The following is a 22,604-nucleotide window of genomic DNA, read 5'->3' as shown; positions in this document are numbered from 1 at the left end:
AGCCGGCCCCTCACACGTCGATCCGGGACATGCGGCGGATCAGGACGAATCCGACCACGTACATGCCCAGCGCGACCAGTACGCAGATCCGGCCGATGGTGGAGCCGGTCATGGCGCCGAGCGAGCCGGGCATGATGCGGTCGAGCAGGAGCAGGGAACCGATGCCGATCACCGGCACCGCGTAGGCGGTGACCGTGACCTGGGCCATCTGGGTGCGGACCTCCCGGCGGGTCTCCTTGCGCTCCTCCAGGGTGACGGTGAGGTTGCGCAGCGACTCCACGACGGAGCCGCCGGCCCGGCTGGACAGCACCAGGGTGGACACCAGCACGATCAACTCGCGGCTGGGAAGACGCTGTTGCAGCTCGGACAAGGCGTCCTCGACCGAGTTGCCCATCGCCATCGCGTCGGCGACCTGCCGCAACTCCTCGCCGGCCGGGGCCTCCAGCTCGTCCGCCGCCATCCCCACAGCGGTGCGCAGGGCCAGCCCGGCCTGTGTCGCGTTGGCCAGGATGCGGGCCAGGTCCGGGAGTTGGGCGATGAAGCGTTCGGTACGGACCTGGCGGCGCCAGGACAGGAAGGAGTAGGCGACCCAGCCGGCGATCAGGGCCGCGATCGGGCCGAAGAACGGGGCCAGCGCAAGCGCGGCCAGCAGCCAGGCCACCGCGACGAACCCGGCGAAGCCCGCGGTGAACTGGCCGGGCGTCAGATCGGTGCCGGTGGCGGCCAGCCGGCCTTCGAGCCGCTTGCCCCAGGCGTATCCCCGAACCCGCCGGTCGAGCCCGGAGAAGGCGGCGCGGTGCGGACCGCGCCCGGGGTCGCCGGCGAGGCGCTCGACCAGCGCGGCGCGGTCCGCCCGGCCGCCGCGCCAGGCGTGCAGGCCCCACACCCCGAGCACCAGCGCGACCAGGGTGGCCGCGACCACCAGCACGGGGTACGGGCCGGAGGCGAAGGCGGGGGCCGCCAACGCCCCGGCCGGCTGCTGGAGATGACCGGCGCCCGGCGGCGCGAGCCGCGTCATTTCGCCTCCCGGCTGTCGAGTTCCAGCTCACTGGCCCCGATCCCGAACGCGGCCGGCACATGCTCCCCGGCCAGGTAGAGGCGCTCGCCGATCTCCCGCGGCACCGGCCGGTGTTCGTACCAGCCGCGGACGATGCGGTCCACGCCGAGCGGTTCGGCGCGGAAGCGGGTGGCGGCGGAGAGCAGGAAGGTGTTCCGGCCGCGGGAGGACAGCACCGCGATCTCGGCGATGCGGCGGGTGCCGTCGATGTGCCGGTGCAGTTGGACGATCACGTCCACCGCCGAGTTGATCTGGTCGCGCAGCGCCTCGAAGGGGATCTTCACCTCGCTCATCGAGGCCAGCGTCTGGAGCCTGAGCACCGCGTCGTCCGCGGAGTTGGCGTGCACGGTGGCCAGCGAGCCGTCGTGGCCGGTGGACATGGCCTGGAGCATGTCGAGGGTCTCGCCGCCGCGGACCTCGCCGACGATGATCCGGTCGGGGCGCATGCGCAGCGAGTTGCGCACCAGGTCGCGGATGGTGACGTGCCCTTCGCCCTCGACGTTGGGCGGGCGGGACTCCAGCCGGATCACGTGCTCCTGCTGGAGTTGGAGTTCGGCGGCGTCCTCGACGGTGATGATCCGCTCGCCGTCCGGGATCAGTCCGGACAGCGCGTTGAGCAGGGTGGTCTTGCCGGTGCCGGTGCCGCCGCTGACGATGATGTTGCACTTGGCGCGGACGAACGCGGACAGCAGCAGGAGCATGTGCTCGTCCAGCGTGCCCAGCGCGATGAGTTCCTGCAGGGTGTAGGCGCGCGGGAAGCGGCGGATGGTGAGGGTGGGGCCGCTCAGGGCCAGCGGCGGGATGATGACGTTGACGCGCTCGCCGGACGGCAGGCGCGCGTCGACCATCGGATTGGACTCGTCCACCCGGCGGTTGACAGTGGACACGATCCGCTCGATGGTCTGCAGGAGCTGCTCGGCGGAGGAGAAGCGGGCGGCGACCTGCTCGACGCGGCCGCCGCGTTCGACGTAGATCTTGTCCGGGCCGTTGACCATGATCTCGGTGACGGACGGGTCTTCGAGCAGCGGTTCCAGGATGCCGAGTCCGAGGGCCTCGTCCACCACCCGGCGGATCAGGGCGGCGCGTTCGGCGGTGGACAGTACCGGGCCCTCGCGGCTGATGATGTGCCCGAGGACGCGTTCGAGCCGCGCGCGGCGCTCGGCGGCGGCCAGCGCGGACATCTCGGCGAGGTCGATCTCCTGGAGCAGCTTGGCCCGGTAGACGGCCACCAGGTGGCTTTCCTGGGTCTGCGGGGCGGCCTCTTCGACAGCGAGGCGGGCGCGGAGGCTCATGGGGTGTCGTCCTCCTTGGGCATCGTCGCGGACCGGGTGATGGGGCCGATGAAGCTCAGCCCGGGCAGCACCGACGGGACTTGCACCCGCGCGGTGGCCGTGACGCTGCTGCTGCCGGGGTCCACCCCGATGGCCGGGTTGACCCACCCGCTGGTGGCGTTGTCCCCGGCCGTCTGCGGGTCGGTCTCGGGATGCGCCTCGGCGGCGGTCCGCGCGGCGGTGCGGGCCGCCGTCCCGGCCTGCTCCCCGCAGTAGGCGGCTATGCCGAGCTGGATCCCGGCGAGCGCGATGAGCAGCAGGATCGGCAGCATCCCGAGGTATTCGAGCGATGCGACACCGCGGTCGCGCGGCCGGCGCGGGGTGCCGGTCACCGGTCGGGCTCCTCGTCCGGGGTGCTGGCGTGGCCGTGGACGGTCAGCGGGAAGTCGATGGCGCCGGGGAAGAGGACGGGGACCTTGATCCCGACGGTGACCGAGACCTGGCCGCCGGCGATGTCGGGGCCGCTGACCTGGGCGCCGGCCGCCCACGCGCTGGGCAGATCGCTCTTCGCCGCGGTGGCCGCGTCCTGTCCCACCGCCGCGGCCCGCGCCGCCTGGTCCGCCGCGTTGCCGGCCAGGGTGAAGGTGTAGCCGGCCAGCACCGCCTGCCAGACCAGGATCAGGGTGATGAGGATGATGGGTGTCATCCCCAGGGTTTCCAGGGTGACTTGGCCGCGGTCGCCGCGCCGCTGCTTGCGGCCGCGGGCGGGCGGCGCCGCCGTGGCCCCGGTGACCAGGCCCACTTCCCCGGCCAGCGCCCAGATCCCGGCTTTGACGGTGGAGCGGTTGTCCAGGTCCTGCAGGCGTCCGGCGTCGATGACGGACTGCAACTCCTTGAAGGCGGCCGGGATCACGGACGCGGCGACCTTCGTACCGGTGATCCGGCCGATCAGCGAGGGCTGGATCTCACTGGTGCGGGTGTAGCGGTTGACGACGGTGGTGGTGTCCTGCGGCTTGCGGATCTGCAGCCGGTCCCACATCCGGACCATCCGCTTGGCCGCGCGGACCGCGATGACGTCGGGGGTGGTGACCAGGACGGCCGCGTCGGCGGTTTCCACGGCGACCGCGTTCGCGCTGGTCACCTGGGTGCCGCAGTCGACGACCACGACTTCGTAGCGCTGCCGGAGCGCGGCCAGCACCAGCCGGGCGGCGCGGTCGGTGACGTCCTCGCCGCGTTCGCCCTCGGCGGGCGCGAGCAGCAGCGCGGGGCCGGACTCGTGCACGTACATCGCGTCGTTGAGTACGCGTGAGGAGACGTCGGCGATGTCGGCGAGGTCGGCCACCGAGCGGCGGAACTGGACGTCGAGGTAGGAGGCGATGTCGCCGCCCTGCAGGTCGAGGTCGACCAGGGCGGTGGAACGGCCGGAGGCCTGGGCGGCCAGGGCGAGTTGGACGGCGGTGACGGTGGCGCCGACACCGCCCTTGGCGCCGGCCACCGCGACGAGGATGCCGCCGGCCACCGCGGGCAGCGCGACCCGGCCCGGGCCCAGGTGGCGCCGGACGCCGGCCGCCCAGGCCGCGGCGGCCTCGACGCGTGCCCCCAAGTCGTCGTAGGACAGGGGCAGTCCGATGACGCCGCGGGCGCCGGAGTTCATCGCGGCGGCCAGCATGCCGGGGCTGGGGTCGGCGGTCAGCAGCACCACGCCGACCGAGGGGAAGCGCAGGGCGACCTCGCGGACCAGGTCGAGCGCGGGCATCGGCCCGATCGCGTCGTGCAGGACGACGACCTCGGGCAGTTCGTCGAGGCCCGTCTCGGCGGCCCGGGTCAGGGCGTCGGCCAGGGCGGTGGAGTCGCCGACCGCGGGGGCCGGTTCGGCGCCGGGCAGTTGCGCCAGCAGGCCGAGCAGGGCCCTGGCCGCGTCGGGGTCGCCGGTGGCGGCGAGGATGCGTACGCTCACTGCGCGCTCCCGGTGTCCTTGTCCCCGCCCAGCGTGTACGTACGGTCGCCCAGCGGCGGTGTTCCGGTGTCACTGGGCGCGACCAGGGCGAGCCGGACGTGCACCGCGAACGACTCGGAGTAGGCGATGCGCTGGGCGTCCCGCTCGTCGAGGGCGAAGGTGATGGGCACCCCCTGCGCCGATTGCCGCTGCGCGTCCGTGCTCGGGTCGAACGCCTTGATCTCGCCGACGTCGATGACCTGGGCGTCGGCCACCATCAGCTTGGAGATGTCCGGGTCGCTGCTCTGCTTGCCCTTGAAGGTGGCGAAGATGTTGACCCGCGCTCCCGGCGTGATCTTGCCGGCCACGCCGGTCTCCGCGTCGATCATGATCGCGATCTCCATCTGCCCGGGTTGGAGCTGGGGCTGGTCGGCCACCATGTCGGACTGGAGCAGCGTGCCCTTCTTCAGCGGCACCGCGGCGATCTTCCCCTGCAGTTCACCGAGATCACGGACCGCGGTGTCGGGCAGCCAGCGCTTCGGCATCGATATCCGGTGCACCTTGGAGGCGCTGAGCGCGGTGTACGCCGGTACGTCCGCGGTCAGTTCGTACGCGGTGACCTTCGATCCGACCTGCGAGCGCGCGTTGGCGACGACCGCCACCACCCCGGCGAAGGCGGCCACCGCGCACAGCACGGAGATCACCAGGAGGACGACACCACGGCGCTGACGTGAATTCATGTGCGGGCGGGCCTATCGCTTGTGGGGTTCGAGTTGCGGGCGGCGCGGGGTCTCGACCGCGCGTCCCCGGCCGGCGGGTACGGCGGCGTGTTTCGGCGGGGTGGCGCGCTCGCCGAGCCGGGTTCCGCAGAACAGGCACTGGTCGCCGATGACTTCGAGCCCGCACCAGGTGCAGGTGTCGCGCCGTACCGAGGTGACCAGTTGGTAGAGCATGCCGACGTCCGCGATGTAGGCGGTGAACTCGACCAGCTTCGAGGTGCCCCACCAGGCGGCGGAGTCGGTGGGCAGCGGCACTTCGCGCAGGTGCTGGGTGTGCCAGGCGGCGGCGAGCGGTCCGGTGATCCAGCCGGTGTCCACGCCGGCGCCGGCCAGGGCCAGTTGCGTCTGGTAGCCGGGGCCGGGCGGCAGTTGATCGGGGCCGGCTTCGGCGAGGTAGGGCTCGGGGTGGGCCAGGACGGCGAAGTTCCGGCCCGGGACGAGGGACTTGACGTGGCTGCCGACGCCGACCGGCACCCGGTCCAGCTTGGCGACCGAGCCGAGCAGCGCGCCGGAGTGCAGGTAGTAGGAGAGCAGCCGGGCGGCGCCGGCGAGCACGCCGGGGCCGAGGTCGGTGCCGGCCAACTGCCGCAGCTGCTCGCCGAGAAGGGTGGCGGCCAGGGGCGGCAGGGTGAGCGGCACGATGGCGATCCGGTCGGCCTCCAGGGCGGACCGTACGGTGTGCATCCGGCGGCGGGCCGGATCGGCCGGATCGGCCGGGGCCAGCGCCACGATGTGGCCGTGCGCGTCCAGGGCGGCCGATGTGCGCATCACCTGGTCTTCCAGCGGGAGCGCGAGGTCGTCCGTCGTGACCGTGATGACGCTCGGCATACGGAACCTCCTCTTCTCCGCCTTACCTGGCAATTCGCGGTCGTCAGCTTATCGATGTGTAGCGGGATGGGTGCGGAAAGTTGCGGATCGGGATCGGTGAACGACAGGTGACCACCGGAGGTCTTGACAACCAGATTGGTCTGGACCAACTTTCTCCCTAATAGGTGTCACCTGTGTTCTCCGTCACCCGCACTCCCACCACCCCCCAACTCCTTGCCCCCAGGAGGCAGTCGTGGAACGTGCATCGCACGCGAATCAGAATCTTGCGAGCCGTGCCCAGCACAGATCAACCGTCCTGCGGCGGACCATCGCCGGCCTGAGCGCCGCCGCGGTGATCGGCACCGGCGTCGCCCTGGTGAACGTCGGCGACGCCAGCGCGGCGACCACCAATCTGATCGCCAACCCCGGCTTCGAGAGCGGTCTTTCCAACTGGAGCTGCACCGCCGGCAGCGGTTCCGCGGTCAGCAGCCCGGTGCATTCCGGCACCTCCGCGCTGAAGGCCGTCCCGTCGGCCAGCGACACCGGCCAGTGCAGCCAGACGGTCAGCGTGCAGCCCAACTCGGCCTACACGCTGAGCGCGTGGGTGCAGGGCTCGTACGTCTACATCGGCGCGACCGGCACCGGCGGCACCGACCCGTCCACCTGGACCCCGGGCACCAGCGGCTTCCAGCAGCTCAGCGTCGGCTTCACCACCGGTGCGAGCACGCACTCGGTGACGGTCTACACGCACGGCTGGTACGGCCAGCCCACCTACTACGCGGACGACCTGTCGCTGTCTGGCCCGGCCGGCAACCCCACCACCCCGCCGCCCACGACCACCCCGCCGACGACGCCGCCCACCACGCCGCCCACCACGCCGCCGACCACACCCCCCACCACCCCGCCGACCACTCCGGTCACCCCGCCGCCCGGCAACCTGCCCAAGCACGTGGTGACCGGCTACTGGCAGGACTTCAACAACGGCGCGCAGGTGCAGACCATCGCCCAGGTGCAGAACCAGTACGACATCATCGCCGTCGCCTTCGCGGACGCGACCAGCACACCCGGCGCGATCTCCTTCACCCTGGACCCGTCGCTCGGCTACAGCGTGGCGCAGTTCAAGGCGGACATCGCGGCCAAGCAGGCAGCCGGCAAGAAGGTCATCATCTCGGTCGGCGGCCAGAACGGCACCATCTCGGTCCGGGACTCCGCCTCGGCGACCAACTTCGCCAACAGCGTCTACTCGCTGATGCAGACCTACGGCTTCAACGGGGTGGACATCGACCTGGAAAACGGCATCGACACCACCTACATGCCGCAGGCGCTGCGGGCGCTGAGCGCCAAGGCCGGCTCGTCGCTGATCATCACGATGGCCCCGCAGACCATCGACATGCTCACCGCGGGCAGCGACTACCTGGCCACCGCGCTGAAGATCAAGGACATCCTGACCGTCGTCAACACCCAGTACTACAACAGCGGTTCGATGAACGGCTGTGACGGCGGGGTCTACAGCCAGGGCACGGTGGACTTCATCACCACGATGGCCTGCACCGCGATCCAGGCCGGTCTGTCCCCGGCCCAGGTCGGCATCGGCACCCCGGCGTCCACCAGCGCGGCCGGCTCCGGCTACGTCAGCCCGACCGTCGTCAACAACGCCCTGGACTGCCTCGCCAAGGGAACCGGCTGCGGCACCTTCAAGCCCAGCACGACCTGGCCCACGATCCGCGGCGCCATGACCTGGTCCACGAACTGGGACGCGAGCGCGGGCAACACCTGGTCCAACGCGGTGGGCGCGCACGTCCACGCGATGCCGTAACCAGGTCCGCACGGCGCGGACGGCCTCGCGCCCCGGTGGGCACCCCGCTCCGGCGGGGTGCCCCGAAGGGGCGCGAGGCCGAAGCGCGCTCAGCCCAGGACGGCCAGCGCGTCGATCTCGACCAGCAGCCCGGCCGGCAGGCCGACGTAGACCGTGGTCCGCGCGGCCGGCGCCTCCTTCAGATCGGCGAAGAAGCCGTTGTAGATCTCGTTGAACTCGGCGAAGTGGCCGGTGTCGGTGAGGTAGACGCGGATCATCACCGCGTCCTCCCAGCTCGCGCCGCCGGCTTCCAGTACGGACTGCACATTGGCCAGCGTCTGCAGGGTCTGCTCGCGCAGAGTCGGCCCGGCCGGGGTGGGCGGCTGTCCCGCCACGGCCGGCAGGAAGCCGACCTGGCCGGCCACTTGGAGGATGTTGCCCTTGCGCACGCCGTGCGAGAACTTCGCCGGCGGGGCGGTGTGGGTGGGCGGAGTGACGGCGGTCTTGGACAACTCGCTCATGCGGGGGCTTCCTTGGGCTCGTGGGTGGGCACCGGACCGTTCGGTCCGGGTGTCGCCGCGGATCCGGGCGCGGCCCCGGACAGCTCGGCGCTGATCGCCGCCGCGGTCCGCAGCACTTGCGGCCGCAGCCGCAGCAACTCCTCGGCGGTCACGACGACGTTGGGCGCCGAGACCGACATGGCCGCGCACACCCGGCCGTCCGGACCGCGCAGCGGGGCGCCGAGGCAGTTGATGGACTCCTCGTGGCCGCCCAGGTCGGCGGCCCAGCCCTGCTCGCGGACCCGGGCCAGTTCGATGAGGAAGGCGGCGGCGTCCGGCGTGGACCGGGCGGTGTACCGCGGATACTCCAGGCTCTCGGCGACCGCCCGCCGCTCCGGCTCCGCCAGGTCGGCCAGCAGCAGCTTGGCGACGGCGGCGACCGTGATGGCGACCGGGCGGCCGATCCGGGAGTACATCCGCACCGGGTAGCGGCTGTCCACCTTGTCGATGTAGACGACCTCGCCCTGCTCGTACACCGCCAAGTGCACGGTGTGCCCGGTGCGTTCGTTGAGCGCGGCCAGGTGCGGGTGGGCGATGCCGCGGATGTCCAGTGCCTCCATCGCCTGCTGGGCGAGCGCGAACAGCCGGGCGCCGAGCCGGTAGCGCTGGTCCTGCTGGCGGTAGACCAGGCCGTGCTCGTGCAGCGTCCGCAGCAGCCGGAGCGCGGTCGACTTGTGCACGTCCAGCCGGGTGGCCACCTGCTCCAGGCCGGCGGGACCTTCGGCGAGCAGCGGCAGGATGCTCAGCGCCCGGTCGACGGTCTGGCTCACCGCTGCCCCCCGCCCTGCGGCGCCTGCCGCGTCCATCCGGGGCCGAGCCGCAGGCTTCCCCACGCCCGGTCGTCCAGCGCGACCAGCGCGTCGGCGTGCTCCCTGCGGGGCGGTACGGCCAGGTCGTCGTGGACGGTGAGGGCGGCGGCCGCCAGCAAGTGGCCGTGCCGCAGCCGGTCGGGCAGCGGCAGGCCGCGCAGGGTGGCGGACAGGAAGCCGGCCGCGAAGGCGTCGCCGGCGCCCACATGGGAAACGACGTCCACCAGCGGTGCCGGCAGGTGCAGGCGGCCGGCCGCGGTGAACGCGGTGGCCCCGGCGGCGCCCTGTTTGACGACCAGCACGGCCGGTTCGGGCAGCGCGGCCCGGATCGCGTCGGCGTCGGGGAGTCCCCAGGCCGCCGCTGCCTCGTCCTCGCCGACGAACACCAGGTCGCAGCCGCGGGCGAGTTCGGCCAGCCGCCACGGGTCGGCGTCGTGCCACAGGGCCGGCCGGTGGTTGACGTCGTAGGAGATCAGCGGGCGGCCGGGCTCGCGCCGGGTGAGCCGCCGCATCAGCGCGTGGCAGGTCGCGGAGAGCGCGGCGGTGATGCCGGTCAGGTGCAGCACCCGGCCGGCCCACGCGTCGCGGCGCCGTACCAGCGCGGGCGACAGCGCGGAGGCGGCCGAGCCTTTGCGGTAGTAGACGACCTCGGCTTTTCCCGGCTCGGCGCCCAGGGTGGTGGCGCGCTCCCCCGCGGTGCGGAAGTAGACCCCGGTGGGGCGGCGCGGGTCGCGCTGGACGGCGCCCACCTCCACGCCGGCCGCGGCGATCGTCTCGACCAGGTGGTCGCCGAAGCCGTCCGCACCGACCCGGCTGAGCCAGCGCACCCGGTGGCCGGCCCGGGCCAGCGTGCAGGCGACGTTGGACTCGGCGCCGCCGATGGCCCGGTGGAAGTCGGGCACGTCGGCGAGGCGACCGGGCCGCGACGGCACGAAGGTGACCATGGACTCCCCGAGGCACACCACGTCGAAGTCGGCGGTCACCTGGGCCCTCGCTTCCCTCGGGGCCGGACGTTGACCCGGCGCAGGCGTGGATGTTAGACAGCACGGAACACCCTACGCAATGGCTGTTGCACATGGTGCAACGCGGTCGTGTCCCGCCCGGATACGGTTGCGGCTGGGGGTGCGGGTTCAGCCCGGGCTCGCTCGGGTTCGCTCGGGCTCGGTTCAGTTCGGTTCGGTTTCGGGGACGCGGGAGGGTGCGGGACATGGGCATCGACGAGAAGGTGGCGGCGCTGGACCGGGAGCGGATCGACCACCGCTTCAAGGGGCTGCCGCCGGACGCCGACGGGCTGACCTTCGGCGAACTCGCCGCCCAGCGCCGCAACCTCTTCGACGGCGGCTTCACCACCCCCGTCCTCGCCTTGTCCGAGGAGGCGCTGGACCACAATCTGGGCCTGCTGGAGCGCTACACCGCCGAGCACGGCCTCGCCTTCGCCCCGCACGGCAAGACCTCCATGGCCCCGCAGCTGTTCGCCCGGCAACTCGCGCACGGCGCCTGGGGCATCACGGTTGCCGCCCCCCACCAGGCCAGGGTGGCCCGCGCGTTCGGCGTCCGGCGGATCTTCGTGGCCAACGAGGTGGTCGACGCGGCCGGTCTGCGCTGGATCGGCGGCCAACTCGACGCCGACCCGGACGTCTCCTTCGTCTGCTACGTGGACTCGGTCCGGGGCGTCGAACTGATGGACGCGGCGCTGCGGGCGGCCGGCACCCGCCGTCCGCTGGACGTCGTCGTCGAACTCGGCGCCGGCGAAGGGGCGCGTACCGGTGTCCGGACCGAGGCCGAGGGCACGGCGGTCGCCGAAGCGGTCACCGCCGTCCCCACCCTGCGCCTGGTGGGCGTCGCGGGCTACGAGGGCGAGGTGCCGGACCCCGGCCCCGCGTCGGTACGGGCCTGGCTGCGGCGGCTGGTGGGCTTCGCGGCGGACCTCGACAAGGCCGGGCACTTCGCGGACGCCGCCGAGATCGTGGTCAGCGCGGGCGGCTCCGCCTGGTTCGACGCGGTCGCCGACGTCTTCGCGGAGATTCCCGAACTCAGCTCCCCGGCGTTGAAGTTGCTGCGCTCCGGCGCCTACCTCACGCACGACGACGACCACTACCGCCGGCTCACCCCCTTCAACCGGGTGCCCGCCGAGGGCCGGTTGGAGCCCGCGTTCCGCCTGTGGGCCCAGGTGCTGTCCCGCCCCACCCCGACCCAGGCATTCCTCAACGCGGGCAAGCGGGACGCCCCTTACGACCTCGGCCTCCCGCACCCGGTCGCCGTCCGCTCGGCCCGGGACGGCGCCGTCCGCGATCTTGAGGACGGCGTCGCCGTCGCCAAGCTCTCCGACCAGCACACTTGGTTGAGCCTGCCCGCCTCCGAGCCGCTCGAAGTGGGCGACTGGGTGGCCCTCGGCCTGTCCCACCCGTGCACCACCTTCGACAAGTGGCGCCTGATCCCGGTCGTCCGCGAGGACGGCACCGCGACGGGGTACGTCCACACGTTCTTCTGATCCACCCGCCGCCCCGCCCGGTCCGCCGCCGGGCGGGCGGCCCGAGGGAGGATGGCTGGCCATGGACCTGGTGATACGCGGCGCTCGGGTGGCGGACGGCACCGGCGCGCACTCGTACACCGCCGATGTCGGGCTGCGGGCCGGCCGCATCGCGGAGATCCGGACGGGCGGGCCGCGGCTGTCCGGGCGGCGGACGCTGGACGCCGGCGGGCTGGTGCTGGCGCCCGGCTTCATCGACATGCACGCGCACAGCGATCTGGCGCTGCTCACCGACCCGGGACACGAGGCGAAGGCCGCCCAGGGCGTGACACTGGAGGTGCTCGGACAGGACGGGCTGTCGTACGCGCCCATCGACGACGCGACGCTGGGCGAGCTGCGCACCCAGCTCGCGGGGTGGAACGGCGACGGGCGGGACACGGACATCGACTGGCGGAGCGTCGGCGAGTACCTGGACCGGCTGGACCGGGGCGTCGCGGTGAACGCCGCCTACCTGGTGCCGCAGGGCACCGTGCGGGCCCTGGCCATGGGCTGGCAGGACCGGCCGGCCACCGCGGCCGAACTGGTCCGGATGAAGGAACTGGTGGCCCGGGGGCTGGCGGAAGGGGCCGTCGGGATGTCGTCCGGGCTGACGTACACCCCGGGGATGTACGCCTCGGACGCGGAGCTGACCGAGCTGTGCCGGGTGGTGGCCGCCCACGGCGGGTACTTCTGCCCCCACCACCGGTCGTACGGGGCCGGCGCGCTGGAGGCGTACCAGGAGGTGCTGGCACTGGCGGCGGAGGCGGGCTGCGCGCTGCACCTGGCGCACGCGACCATGAACTTCGGCGTCAACGAGGGCCGCGCGCCCGAGTTGCTGGCCCTGCTGGACCGGGCCATCGCCGCGGGGGCGGACGTCAGCCTGGACACCTACCCCTACACGCCCGGTTGTACGACGCTGCTCGCGCTGATGCCCAGCTGGGCGGCGGCGGGCGGGCCGGAGGCGACGCTGGAGCGGCTGCGGGACGAGGCGACCGCCGAGCGGATCCGGTACGCGCTGGAGGTCGAGGGCTCGGACGGCAGCCACGGGGTGCCGATGGACTGGTCCACCATCGAGATCTCCGGGGTCGGTGACCCGGCGCTCGCCGCGCACATCGGCGCCCGGCTGGACGGCTGGCCGACCGCCCGCCGCCTGCTGCTGGCCGACCGGCTCGGCACCACCATCCTCCAGCATGTGGGCCATGAGTCGAACGTTCGTACGATCATGCGCCACCGGGCCCACACCGGCGGCTCCGACGGCATCCTGCACGGCGCCAAGCCGCACCCGCGCGCGTACGGCACCTTTCCGCACTACCTCGGGCGCTACGTACGGGAGCTGGGCGTGCTGGGCCTGGAGGAGTGCGTGGCCCATCTCAGCGGCCGGCCGGCGGCCAGGCTCCGGCTGCCCGACCGCGGCCTGATCCGCCCCGGATACCGCGCTGACCTGGTGCTCTTCGACCCGGACACGGTTGCCGCCGGCGCCGACTACGACCGCCCGCGCACCCTGCCGACCGGCATTCCGTATGTGCTCGTCGACGGCCGTTTCGTCATGGCCGAGGGGCGGCGCACCGGCGAACTGGCCGGCCGCTCGGTGCGGCGGACCGCGGTGTGAGGGCCGCCCGGCCGCCGCCGGGGGGCCGCTCCGCCGGGCCGCCGCGCCGGATCGGAGTTGTCCACAGGTGGCGGAAAACACCGCGCGGCGCGCGTTACCTGGCCGTAAGGTGACCGGCATGCAGGTGATCCAGTCCACAAAACTCGCCAACGTCTGCTACGACATCCGCGGCCCGGTGCTCGAAGAGGCCATGCGGCTCCAGGCGGCGGGCCACCGCGTCCTGGAACTGAACACCGGCAATCCGGCGCCCTTCGGCTTCGAATGCCCGCCGGAGATCCTGGAGGACATGCTCAGATCACTGGGCAGCGCCCACGGCTACGTGAGCTCCAAGGGCATCCTCCCCGCGCGCCGGGCGGTCGTGCAGCACTACCAGACGCGGGGCATCGAGCTGGAGGTCGAGGACATCTACCTCGGCAACGGCGTCTCCGAGCTGATCCAGATGTCCATGCAGGCGCTGCTGGACGACGGCGACGAGGTCCTGGTCCCCGCGCCGGACTACCCGCTGTGGACGGCGGCGGTCTCCCTGTCCGGCGGCACCGCGGTGCACTACCGCTGCGACGAGCAGGCCGACTGGTACCCGGACCTGACCGACATCGAGCGCAGGATCACCGACCGCACCAAGGCGATCGTGCTGATCAACCCGAACAACCCCACCGGCGCCGTGTACGACGACGAACTGCTGCGCGGCTTCGCGGACATCGCCCGCCGGCACCAGCTGATCGTCTGCGCCGACGAGATCTACGACAAGATCCTCTACGACGACGTGACGCACACCCCGTTCGCCGCGATCGCCCCGGACCTGCTGACCCTCACCTTCAACGGCCTGTCGAAGGCCTACCGGGTGGCCGGCTACCGCAGCGGCTGGCTCGCGGTGTGCGGGCCCAAGGAGCACGCCACCAGCTATATAGAGGGTCTGACGATCCTGTCGAACATGCGGCTGTGCGCGAATGTGCCCGCGCAGCACGCCATCGCCACCGCGCTGGGCGGCCGGCAGTCCATCAAGGACCTGGTGCTGCCCGGCGGCCGGCTCACCGAGCAGCGGGACGCGGCCTACGAGGCGCTGACCGCGATCCCCGGGGTCACCTGCGTGAAGCCGCGCGGCGCGCTGTACGCCTTCCCCCGGCTCGATCCGAAGGTCTACAAGATCAAGGACGACCAGCAGCTGGTGCTCGACCTGCTGCGGGCCGAGCGGATCCTGGTCGTCCAGGGCACCGGCTTCAACTGGCCCGAGCCGGACCACCTCCGCCTGGTGACCCTGCCGGCCAAGGAGGACCTGACGGACGCGGTGACCCGGATAGGGCGCTTCCTGGACGGCTACAGCCAGCCGTAACGCTCACGCCGGGCGGCCCGCCGTGCGCCGGGCGGGCACCCAACAGGGGCGCTGGGGGGTGCCGCCCTCCGCGGGAGACCGCGGAGGGCGCCCGAGGTCAGCCCAGTCGCGCGACCAGCGCCTCGTACTCGGCCCACAGTTCGCGCGGGGTGTGCTCCCCGTACGTCTCCAGGTGTTCCGGGATCAGCGCGGCCTCCTGGCGCCAGACCTCCCGGTCGACGGTGAGGAGCAGGTCGAGGTCGGCCGGGGAGAGGCCGAGGCCGTCGGTGTCCAGGGCGCCGCGGGCGGGGAGGACGCCGATCGGGGTCTCGACGCCCTGGGCGTCCCCGCTGAGCCGCTCCACGATCCACTTCAGCACGCGGCTGTTCTCGCCGAAGCCGGGCCACACGAAGCGGCCGCCGGCGTCCTTGCGGAACCAGTTGACGTAGTAGATCTTCGGCAGTTTGTCCTGGGCGCCCTTGCGCTCGGCGTCCTTGCCGAGCGCGACCCAGTGGCCGAAGTAGTCGCCCATGTTGTAGCCGCAGAAGGGCAGCATGGCGAACGGGTCGCGCCGCAGTTCGCCCACCTTGCCCTCGGCGGCGGCGGTCTTCTCGCTGGCGATGTTGGCGCCGAGGAAGACGCCGTGCTGCCAGTCGAAGGACTCGGTGACCAGCGGCACGGCCGAGGCGCGCCTGCCGCCGAAGAGGATCGCCGAGATCGGCACGCCCCGCGGGTCCTCCCACTCCGGGGCGATGATCGGGCACTGGGCGGCCGGCACGGTGAAGCGGGCGTTGGGGTGGGCCGCCGGCGTGCCGCTGTCGGGTGTCCAGTCGTTGCCCCGCCAGTCCGTCAGATGGGCCGGGGGTTCGTCGGTCATCCCCTCCCACCACACGTCGCCGTCGTCGGTGAGGGCGACATTGGTGAAGACCGAGTTGCCGTACATGGTCTTCATCGCGTTGGCGTTGGTGTGCTCGCCGGTGCCCGGCGCGACGCCGAAGAAGCCGGCCTCAGGGTTGATCGCGTAGAGCCGGCCGTCCTCGCCGAACCGCATCCAGGCGATGTCGTCGCCGATGGTCTCCACCGACCAGCCGGAGATGGTCGGTTCCAGCATCGCGAGGTTGGTCTTGCCGCAGGCCGACGGGAAGGCGGCGGCGACGTACTTGCTCTCGCCGCGGGGCGGGGTCAGCTTGAGGATGAGCATGTGCTCGGCCAGCCAGCCCTCGTCGCGGGCCATCACGGAGGCGATGCGCAGCGCGTAGCACTTCTTGCCGAGCAGGGCGTTGCCGCCGTAGCCGGAGCCGTAGGACCAGATCTCGCGGGTCTCGGGGAAGTGCGAGATGTACTTGGTGCTGTTGCACGGCCAGGGCACGTCGGCCTGGCCCTCGGCGAGCGGGGCGCCCAGGGTGTGCACGGCCTTGACGAAGGCGCCGTCGGTGCCGAGTTCGTCCAGCACCGCGCGGCCCATCCGCGTCATGGTGCGCATCGACACGGCGACGTACGCGGAGTCGGTGATCTCCACGCCCATCGCGGACAGCGGTGAGCCGAGCGGGCCCATGCAGAACGGGACCACGTACATGGTCCGGCCGCGCATCGAGCCGCGGAACAGGCCGCGCTCACTCTCCTGGCCGGTGGGGCTGTCTTCCGTTCCGGTGGATTTCCCGGCGGACTTTCCGGCGGGCTTTCCGGCGGGCTTGCCGGCCGGGTCCCCGGTGAAGATCGCCCGCATCTCGGCGGGCGCCTTCCAGTGGTTGGTGGGACCGGCGTCGGCCTCGCGCTGGGAGCAGATGAAGGTCCGGTCCTCGACGCGCGCCACGTCCGAGGGGTCGGAGGCGGCGTAGTACGAGTTGGGGCGCAAGGTGGGGTCGAGTCGGGTGAAGGTGCCCTTGGCGACGAGTTGCTCGGCCAGGCGGTGGTACTCCGCCTCCGAACCGTCGCACCACACGATCTCGTCGGGCTGGGTGAGTTCGGCGATGTCGCCGACCCATTCGATCAGTTCCTGATGCTCGGTGGGAGCCGCAAAGCCGCGCGCCACGATCTCTCCGTCCCGCCGGGTCCGCACAGACCGGCGTCACACATTGAGGGTTGGGTTCGGCCCCTTGGGGGCTGCGGCCCGGACGCTTGCAGGGCGCTCATCCGGTGCCGACCGCACTCATATGAGTGTGGGCCTCGACAAATGATTCTGTCCAGAGCACGTTCGGCGGCCGACACCCGCGACACCACCAACCCTCCTACTAACGGGTAACTTACGAGTCCGTAGATAGGATTGACACATGAGCGCTCTGGACGAACCCGGCGAGGTGCCCTCCGCCGTCGATGAGATCGACCTGCCCGAGTTGGTAAAACCCAAGCTCAGGGGCTGGTTGCATGCGGGGATGTTCCCGGCGGTGCTCATTTCGGGCGTCGTCCTGACGGCCTTCGCGGAGAGCACCCGAGGTCGCATCGCGTGCGGGATCTTCACCCTCACGGCGTGCGCCCTGTTCGGGGTGAGCGCGCTCTACCACCGCGGAAACTGGGGGGCCACCGCCTCAGGAATTTTGCGACGACTTGACCATGCGAACATCTTCTTGATCATCGCCGGCACCTACACACCGCTGGCGATCCTGCTGCTGCCCGGCGGCACGTCCGAGTTCCTGCTGTGGATGGTGTGGGCCGGCGCGCTGGCCGGTATCGCGTTCCGGGTCTTCTGGGTCGGCGCTCCCCGCTGGCTCTACACGCCCTGCTACATCGCGCTGGGCTGGGTCGCGGTCTTCTTCCTGCCGGACTTCCTGCGCACGGGCGGGGTCGCGGTGATGGTGTGCGTGGTCGTCGGCGGACTGCTCTACAGCGTCGGCGCGGCGATCTACGGCTTCAAGAGGCCGAACCCGTCGCCGCGGTGGTTCGGCTTCCACGAACTCTTCCACTCGTTCACGCTGGCGGCGTTCGTCGTGCACTACGTGGGCATCTCGCTGGTGGCCTACCAGCACGCCTAGGCCGAGCCGGGGCCGGCCGGACAGGCCCCGCGGCCCGGCCGGCCCCGGCTCAGGTCAGGTCAGTTGCGACCGCAAGGTGGCCGGGTCCGAGGTGGGCGCGTCGCAGACAAAGCGCCGGCAGACGTAGGCCGCGGGGCGCCCGGCGCGGGTCGGCCGGTCGAGCAGCAGCGGGAAGTCGGCCGCGCCCTCCTCGCCGACGGCGACCACCGCGCCCGCGGCGGTCGCGAGCAGGGCGGTGCGGTGCAGTTCCGCGGTGAGCGGATCGGCGATCGCCCCGACGACCGCCACCTCGCGGGGCCCGTCCAGTGCGGCCTCGGCGACCGCGAGTCCCCAGCCGATGAACCGGGGCGCCCGGGCCGCCAGCGCGCCCACCACGGCCAGCGCCCGTTCGGCGGCGTCGCGGTGGGCCTCGGAGCCGGTGTGCGCGGCGTAGGACAGCAGGGCGCCGGCCGCCGCCGTCCATCCCGACGGGGTGGCGTTGTCCGTGGGGTCCTGCGGGCGGCGGATCAGCGTCTCGGCGTCGTCGGCGGTGTCGTAGAGGGTGCCGTCGTCCGCGGTGAAGTGGCGCAGGACCGCGTCGAGCAGCAGCCCGGCGAGGTCCAGCCAGACGCCCTCGCCGGTGACCGCGGCAAGGGCGAGGAAGCCCTCGGCGACATCGCCGTAGTCCTCCAGGACGCCGGAATTGACGCCCGCGACGCCGTCCCGGGAGGTGCGGAAGAGCCGGCCGCGGTCGTCCAGGTGCACCCGGACCAGCAGGTCGGCGGCGTCCACCGCGGCCTGCACCAGGTCCGGCCGGTCGAAGTACGCGCCGGTCTCGGCCAGCGCGGCGATGGCCAGGCCGTTCCAGGCCGCCACCACCTTGTCGTCCCGGCCGGGCCGGGGGCGGCGGGCCCGGGCGGCGAGCAGCCGGTCGCGGACGGCGGCCACCCGGTCGGCGTCCACCACCCCGTTGCCCTGCTGGAGCTGGAGGACGGAGGCACCCTCCTCGAAGGTGCCCTCCGGGGTGACGCCGAAGTAGCCGGCCGCGAACGCGCCGTCGTCCGGGCCGAGTTCCTCGACGAGCTGGGCGGGAGTCCAGACGTAGTAGGCGCCTTCGACGTGCCGGCCGGCGCCGTCCTCACTGTCGGCGTCGAGCGCGGAGGCGAAGCCGCCCTCCGCGGTGCCGAGTTCGGCGATCAGGAAGTCGGCGGTCTCCAGCGCGACCCGCCGGGCCAGGTCGGAGCCGGTGGCCCGCCACAGGTGGGCGTACACCCGGGTGAGCAGCGCGTTGTCGTAGAGCATCTTCTCGAAGTGCGGCACGGTCCAGGTGCGGTCGACGCTGTACCGGGCGAAGCCGCCGGCCAGCTGGTCGTAGATGCCGCCGCGGGCCATCGACTCGCAGGTGTCGCGGGCCATCCGCAGCGCGCTGTCGTCGCCGGTACGGGCGTGGTGCCGCAACAGGAACTCCAGTGCCATGGACGGCGGGAACTTCGGCGCCCCGCCGAATCCGCCCTGCTCCTCGTCGTAGCCGCGGGCCAGCCCGGCCAGCGCCTCGCCCAGCTCGCTCTCCCCCGCCGACGCCGCCGGATCGCCGTAGGCGCCGGTCCGCTCGGACAGGTCCCGGGTGATCCGCGCCGCGACCTCCCCGACCTCCTCGCGCCGGTCGCGCCAGGCCGCGACCACGCCCTGCAGCACGTCCATGAAACCGGGCAGTCCGTGTTTCTGCCGCGGCGGGAAGTAGGTGCCGAAGTAGAACGGCTCCCCGTCGGGGGTCAGGATCACCGTCATCGGCCAGCCGCCCTGGCCGGTGGCCGCCTGCACCGCCTCCATGTACACCGCGTCCACGTCCGGCCGCTCCTCGCGGTCCACCTTCACCGCGACGAAGTGCTCGTTCAGGTAAGCGGCGGTGGTCTCGTCCTCGAAGGACTCGTGGGCCATCACATGGCACCAGTGGCAGCTGCTGTACCCGACGCTCAGCAGCACCGGCACCTCGCGCTCGCGCGCCGCGGCGAAGGCGTCCTGCCCCCACGGCCACCAATCCACCGGGTTGTTGGCGTGCTGGAGCAGATAGGGCGAGGTGGCGTCACCGAGTCGGTTCACGCGGTTACTTTCTCACGGCCCCAGGGACTCCCGGGAGCGCGGAAAAACTTTCTTCGGCGGGGTGTCGATTTCCCCGGGTCCCGCTCGACGCGTGAAGTGAGGCGGGCGAAACGGCCCGCCCGGAGCGGCGGCGCCGACTGCCGTTCGAACCGGTGATGTGAGAGGACGACACGATGCGTTACATGATGCTGCTCAAGCTGGACCCCTCCGCCCATGCCTCGGAGCCGAGCCCGGAGCTGATGGAGGAGATGGGGAAGCTGCTGGAGGAGATGACCCGGGCCGGCGTGCTGCTGGACACCGGGGGGCTGCGTCCGCTGGAGGAGTCGACGGTGCTGCGGCTGTCCGGCGGCAAGCAGACCGTGGTGGACGGCCCGTACGCGGAGGCCAAGGAGGTCGTGGGCGGCTACCTCATGGTGCAGGCGAAGTCGCAGGAGGAGGCCGTGGAGTGGGCCTCGCGTTTCCTGGCGGTCCACGGCGACACCTGGGAGCTGAACGCGGAGGTCCGGCAGGTCGTGGAGCCCGCGTAGGCGGCGCGCCGCGCCCGGGGCGTCCGCTTGGCGCGGGCGCCCCGGGGCTGCTGTGATGGGTGGTCGTGACAGCAGCAGGCGACGACAGGCCGACGTCCGGTCCGCACTCCCCACCGGGACCAGGAGGGGGAGCGGGGCCGGCACCATGGCTTGGAGCGGGAGCGGGAGCCGGAGCGGGAGCCGGATCCGGACCGGGCGGGGCCGTGGGCCGGACCGTGGACACCGTGTGGCGGATCGAGTCGCCGCGGCTGATCGCCGGGCTGATCCGGATCGTGCACGACATGGATGTGGCGGAGGAACTGGCCCAGGACGCGCTGGTCGCCGCGCTGGAGCAGTGGCCGCGCGACGGCGTGCCGCGCAACCCCGGAGCGTGGCTGATGACCACCGCCAAGCGGCGCGCCATCGACCGGATCCGGCGGAACGAGACCTTCGCCCGCAAGCTGCGGCTGATCGGCCACGAACTCGAACTCGACCAGGACGCCGAGACGTTCGGCGGCCCCAAGGAGCCCGCCGACCCGGCGGAGATCCAGGACGACCTGCTGCGGCTGGTGTTCACGGCCTGCCACCCGGTGCTGTCCCGCGAGGCCCGGGTCGCCCTGACACTGCGGCTGCTCGGCGGCCTGACCACCGATGAGATCGCCCGCGCCTTCCTGGTCGCCGAGCCCACGGTGGCGCAGCGGATCGTGCGGGCCAAGCGGACCCTGGCCCGGGAGCGGGTGCCGTTCGAGGTGCCGTACGGTCCCGCGCTGACCGAACGGCTGGCGTCCGTACTGGAGGTCGTCTACCTGATCTTCAACGAGGGCTACGCGGCGACCGCGGGGGACGACTGGATGCGGCCCGCGCTGTGCGAGGACGCGTTGCGGCTGGCCCGGGTGCTGGCGGGTCTGCTGCCGCAGGAGCCGGAGGTGCACGGGCTGGCGGCGCTGCTGGAGATCCAGGCGTCGCGGGCGGCGGCCCGTTCGGGACCGGTGCCGGTGCCGCTGCCGGCCCAGGACCGCAGCCGGTGGGACATGCTGCTGATCCGGCGCGGGTTCGCCGCGCTGGCCCGGGCCGATGCCGCCGCCCGGGCCCGGGGCGAGGCACCCGGCCCGTACGCCCTGCAAGCGGCGATCGCGGCCGGCCATGCCCGGGCGCCGACCGCCGAGGAGACCGACTGGGCGGCGATCGCCGCTCTCTACGACGCGCTGGCCGCCCGCGCCCCCTCCCCGGTGGTCGAGTTGAACCGCGCGGTCGCCGTCGGCATGGCCCACGGCCCGGCGGCCGGCCTGGCTCTGGTGGACGCGCTGGCCGCCAGCGCCACCCTGGACGCCTACCACCTGCTGCCGAGCGTTCGCGGCGACCTGCTGGCCCGCCTGGGCCGTACCGCGGAGGCCCGGGCCGAGTTCGAACGGGCGGCCGGCCTGACCCGCAACAACGCCGAACGGGCCTTCCTGCTGGAGCGGGCGGCGGCTTGCGGGGCATGAAGGAGGCAGGAGGCATCGGGTTGCGCGGCCCCGAAGAGAGGAAACGTTCCACCGCGCCCCGTTGACGTGACGTGGTCGGCGTGGCAAGGTCACGAAGCTGCCGCAAGAAGCCGCCTGTTGACGGCAATTGGCGGGCGTAGAAGAGCAATTTTGCGATGGGCTTGCTCGGTGTGCGCGACGGGCTCGGTGGGCCCGATGCGCGCGACGGCGATGAGCGACGGCGACGGGCGCCGACGCGGTGGACCTCGGGGGTGGCGCGATGCTCCGCATGGTGGGGACGCGGCCGCGTCGCGGCGGCGGCGGACGGGGGGCGGCCTCGGAGGAAGCGGCGGGCGAAACGGCGCGAGAAACAGCAGCGCCGTACGGGCCGCCGGCCATGCCCGGGCCCGGAGCATTGGCCACGGCGGCCGCCGAACCGTTCACCCCGCAGCCGGACGCCGCCCGCCCGTGATCGCGATGGCCCTCATGCTGCTCGCCGCGGGGTTGCTCCTGCTGCTCGGATACGGCGCCGCCCGCGCCCTGCTGCTGGTGGTGAACGTCACCGGCCGGAGCATGCTGCCGACCCTCCGCCCCGGGCGCCGACTCGTCGTGCTGCGGACGCCGCCCGGCCGGCCCCGGGCCGGCGCGGTGGTGGTCTTCCGCCTGCCGCGCACCGAACCGGTCGCGGAAACCGTGCCGCCCAAGCCGCTGCTGATCAAACGCGTGGCCGCCCGCGGCGGCGACCCCGTCCCCGCGGCGGTGCTGCGCACGGTGGGCGCCCGCCCGGGCGACCGGGTGCCCGAGGGCAGCCTCGTCCTGCTCGGCGACAACGGCGACACCACCGTGGCCGGTGGCGACTCACGGGCCTGGGGCTACGTACCCCAGGGCGCCCTGGTCGGGGTCGTCGTCGGCTGCGCGGGCCGCGGACCGCGCCGGCGGCCCGGGACCACCGCCCGTATCTAAGTCCCGTCGGACACCACGCACTGGCACGCCGAGCCGGGCGCGGCTCAGGCAGGCCGGAACCGGCGCAAGTCCAGCGGGCGCCGCCCCTACGCGGCCGCCTCCGCTCCGGCGGCCGAAAGGCCGGAACCCGCGCTCCCGTGATCCCCGGGCCGCGCAGGCCGGCAGCGCGCAGCGTCTCGAGCC

At 72.7% G+C, this 22,604-nt stretch carries 19 protein-coding genes; 8 read left to right on the top strand and 11 right to left on the bottom strand.

Translation table 11 applies throughout. The features are described from left to right. Nucleotides 1-10: 10 nt before the first annotated feature. The 6 genes from GA0115240_RS06125 to GA0115240_RS06100 are packed head-to-tail and all read right to left on the bottom strand — an operon-like array spanning nucleotide 11 to nucleotide 5,871. On the bottom strand, nucleotides 11-1,018 hold the full coding sequence (locus GA0115240_RS06125) for a type II secretion system F family protein (RefSeq protein ID WP_093735626.1): 1,008 nt from the start codon (nucleotides 1,016-1,018) through the stop codon (nucleotides 11-13). Further along, a complete protein-coding gene (locus GA0115240_RS06120) occupies nucleotides 1,015-2,349 on the bottom strand; it encodes a CpaF family protein (protein WP_093735625.1) in 1,335 nt (444 codons plus the stop codon). The genes GA0115240_RS06125 and GA0115240_RS06120 overlap by 4 nt, the downstream gene beginning before the upstream one ends. Next, nucleotides 2,346-2,720 carry a TadE/TadG family type IV pilus assembly protein gene (locus tag GA0115240_RS06115; protein ID WP_256069570.1) on the bottom strand — a complete coding sequence of 125 codons (375 nt, stop codon included), beginning with the start codon at nucleotides 2,718-2,720 and terminating at the stop codon, nucleotides 2,346-2,348. The genes GA0115240_RS06120 and GA0115240_RS06115 overlap by 4 nt, the downstream gene beginning before the upstream one ends. Then, nucleotides 2,717-4,285, bottom strand: a complete 1,569-nt coding sequence (locus GA0115240_RS06110; RefSeq protein ID WP_093735624.1) for an AAA family ATPase — start codon at nucleotides 4,283-4,285, stop codon at nucleotides 2,717-2,719. The genes GA0115240_RS06115 and GA0115240_RS06110 overlap by 4 nt, the downstream gene beginning before the upstream one ends. Next, on the bottom strand, nucleotides 4,282-5,004 hold the full coding sequence (gene cpaB, locus GA0115240_RS06105; RefSeq protein WP_093735623.1) for a Flp pilus assembly protein CpaB: 723 nt from the start codon (nucleotides 5,002-5,004) through the stop codon (nucleotides 4,282-4,284). The genes GA0115240_RS06110 and cpaB overlap by 4 nt, the downstream gene beginning before the upstream one ends. 12 nt (nucleotides 5,005-5,016) lie before the next feature. Then, nucleotides 5,017-5,871 (bottom strand): hypothetical protein, encoded by an 855-nt coding sequence (locus tag GA0115240_RS06100; RefSeq protein ID WP_176724992.1) that lies wholly within the window; start codon nucleotides 5,869-5,871, stop codon nucleotides 5,017-5,019. A 295-nt stretch (nucleotides 5,872-6,166) separates the two neighbouring features. Between GA0115240_RS06100 and GA0115240_RS06095 the strand changes: the two genes are divergently transcribed. Then, a complete protein-coding gene (locus GA0115240_RS06095) occupies nucleotides 6,167-7,666 on the top strand; it encodes a chitinase (protein ID WP_093735644.1) in 1,500 nt (499 codons plus the stop codon). An 89-nt stretch (nucleotides 7,667-7,755) separates the two neighbouring features. On the opposite strand, the gene GA0115240_RS06090 is transcribed toward GA0115240_RS06095, so the two are convergent. From GA0115240_RS06090 to GA0115240_RS06080, 3 genes are read right to left on the bottom strand one after another with little or no spacing between them, the layout of a single operon-like run. Further along, the gene (locus tag GA0115240_RS06090; RefSeq protein ID WP_093735622.1) at nucleotides 7,756-8,166 is read right to left on the bottom strand and encodes a RidA family protein; all 411 of its coding nucleotides are present in this window, start codon (nucleotides 8,164-8,166) and stop codon (nucleotides 7,756-7,758) included. Continuing rightward, a complete protein-coding gene (locus GA0115240_RS06085; RefSeq protein ID WP_093735643.1) occupies nucleotides 8,163-8,975 on the bottom strand; it encodes an IclR family transcriptional regulator in 813 nt (270 codons plus the stop codon). Before GA0115240_RS06085 ends, GA0115240_RS06090 begins: the two co-directional genes overlap by 4 nt. Then, entirely contained in the window at nucleotides 8,972-9,958 is a 987-nt protein-coding gene (locus GA0115240_RS06080) for a sugar kinase (protein ID WP_093735642.1), read from the bottom strand. Before GA0115240_RS06080 ends, GA0115240_RS06085 begins: the two co-directional genes overlap by 4 nt. A gap of 263 nt (nucleotides 9,959-10,221) precedes the next feature. Here GA0115240_RS06080 and GA0115240_RS06075 point away from each other — a divergent pair, with 263 nt between their 5' ends. The 3 genes from GA0115240_RS06075 to GA0115240_RS06065 all read left to right on the top strand — a co-directional run bounded on the left by GA0115240_RS06075 (nucleotide 10,222) and on the right by GA0115240_RS06065 (nucleotide 14,462). Then, nucleotides 10,222-11,505 carry an amino acid deaminase gene (locus tag GA0115240_RS06075; protein ID WP_093735621.1) on the top strand — a complete coding sequence of 428 codons (1,284 nt, stop codon included), beginning with the start codon at nucleotides 10,222-10,224 and terminating at the stop codon, nucleotides 11,503-11,505. Between the two features lie 61 nt (nucleotides 11,506-11,566). After that, entirely contained in the window at nucleotides 11,567-13,132 is a 1,566-nt protein-coding gene (locus GA0115240_RS06070; protein WP_093735620.1) for an N-acyl-D-amino-acid deacylase family protein, read from the top strand. A 118-nt stretch (nucleotides 13,133-13,250) separates the two neighbouring features. Beyond that, nucleotides 13,251-14,462, top strand: coding sequence for a pyridoxal phosphate-dependent aminotransferase (locus tag GA0115240_RS06065; protein ID WP_093735641.1), 1,212 nt, complete (start codon nucleotides 13,251-13,253; stop codon nucleotides 14,460-14,462). Nucleotides 14,463-14,559: 97 nt separating this feature from the next. Here the strand turns inward: GA0115240_RS06065 and GA0115240_RS06060 are convergent, their stop codons facing one another. After that, entirely contained in the window at nucleotides 14,560-16,473 is a 1,914-nt protein-coding gene (locus GA0115240_RS06060) for a phosphoenolpyruvate carboxykinase (GTP) (protein WP_093735640.1), read from the bottom strand. A 238-nt stretch (nucleotides 16,474-16,711) separates the two neighbouring features. Between GA0115240_RS06060 and GA0115240_RS06055 the strand changes: the two genes are divergently transcribed. After that, nucleotides 16,712-17,410 (top strand): PAQR family membrane homeostasis protein TrhA, encoded by a 699-nt coding sequence (locus GA0115240_RS06055; RefSeq protein WP_093735619.1) that lies wholly within the window; start codon nucleotides 16,712-16,714, stop codon nucleotides 17,408-17,410. Between the two features lie 54 nt (nucleotides 17,411-17,464). On the opposite strand, the gene GA0115240_RS06050 is transcribed toward GA0115240_RS06055, so the two are convergent. After that, complete coding sequence (locus GA0115240_RS06050; protein WP_093735618.1) at nucleotides 17,465-19,489, bottom strand: thioredoxin domain-containing protein; 2,025 nt, start codon at nucleotides 19,487-19,489, stop codon at nucleotides 17,465-17,467. A 173-nt stretch (nucleotides 19,490-19,662) separates the two neighbouring features. Here GA0115240_RS06050 and GA0115240_RS06045 point away from each other — a divergent pair, with 173 nt between their 5' ends. The 3 genes from GA0115240_RS06045 (at nucleotide 19,663) to GA0115240_RS06035 (ending at nucleotide 22,421) form a co-directional block, all read left to right on the top strand. Further along, nucleotides 19,663-20,016: a YciI family protein gene (locus tag GA0115240_RS06045; RefSeq protein WP_093735617.1), complete on the top strand. Its 354-nt coding sequence runs from the start codon at nucleotides 19,663-19,665 to the stop codon at nucleotides 20,014-20,016. 215 nt (nucleotides 20,017-20,231) lie between these two features. Beyond that, the gene (locus GA0115240_RS06040; RefSeq protein WP_161302037.1) at nucleotides 20,232-21,479 is read left to right on the top strand and encodes an RNA polymerase sigma factor; all 1,248 of its coding nucleotides are present in this window, start codon (nucleotides 20,232-20,234) and stop codon (nucleotides 21,477-21,479) included. A gap of 456 nt (nucleotides 21,480-21,935) precedes the next feature. Further along, entirely contained in the window at nucleotides 21,936-22,421 is a 486-nt protein-coding gene (locus GA0115240_RS06035; RefSeq protein WP_176724990.1) for a S26 family signal peptidase, read from the top strand. The last annotated feature ends 183 nt before the right edge of the window (nucleotides 22,422-22,604 follow it).

It is taken from the genome of Streptomyces sp. DvalAA-14, assembly GCF_900091855.1.
In the GTDB taxonomy this organism is placed as follows: domain Bacteria; phylum Actinomycetota; class Actinomycetes; order Streptomycetales; family Streptomycetaceae; genus Actinacidiphila.
The sequence above is the reverse complement of the archived record's forward strand: the minus strand, read 5'-3'. Positions and strand labels throughout refer to the sequence as shown.

Coding starts and splice junctions, on each gene's coding strand:
- GA0115240_RS06125 (WP_093735626.1), bottom strand. CDS start 1,018: ATGACGCGGCTCGCGCCGCCGGGCGCCGGTCATCTCCAGCAGCCGGCC.
- GA0115240_RS06120 (WP_093735625.1), bottom strand. CDS start 2,349: ATGAGCCTCCGCGCCCGCCTCGCTGTCGAAGAGGCCGCCCCGCAGACC.
- cpaB (WP_093735623.1), bottom strand. CDS start 5,004: ATGAATTCACGTCAGCGCCGTGGTGTCGTCCTCCTGGTGATCTCCGTG.
- GA0115240_RS06100 (WP_176724992.1), bottom strand. CDS start 5,871: ATGCCGAGCGTCATCACGGTCACGACGGACGACCTCGCGCTCCCGCTG.
- GA0115240_RS06090 (WP_093735622.1), bottom strand. CDS start 8,166: ATGAGCGAGTTGTCCAAGACCGCCGTCACTCCGCCCACCCACACCGCC.
- GA0115240_RS06080 (WP_093735642.1), bottom strand. CDS start 9,958: ATGGTCACCTTCGTGCCGTCGCGGCCCGGTCGCCTCGCCGACGTGCCC.
- GA0115240_RS06075 (WP_093735621.1), top strand. CDS start 10,222: ATGGGCATCGACGAGAAGGTGGCGGCGCTGGACCGGGAGCGGATCGAC.
- GA0115240_RS06070 (WP_093735620.1), top strand. CDS start 11,567: ATGGACCTGGTGATACGCGGCGCTCGGGTGGCGGACGGCACCGGCGCG.
- GA0115240_RS06065 (WP_093735641.1), top strand. CDS start 13,251: ATGCAGGTGATCCAGTCCACAAAACTCGCCAACGTCTGCTACGACATC.
- GA0115240_RS06055 (WP_093735619.1), top strand. CDS start 16,712: ATGAGCGCTCTGGACGAACCCGGCGAGGTGCCCTCCGCCGTCGATGAG.
- GA0115240_RS06045 (WP_093735617.1), top strand. CDS start 19,663: ATGCGTTACATGATGCTGCTCAAGCTGGACCCCTCCGCCCATGCCTCG.
- GA0115240_RS06035 (WP_176724990.1), top strand. CDS start 21,936: ATGGCCCTCATGCTGCTCGCCGCGGGGTTGCTCCTGCTGCTCGGATAC.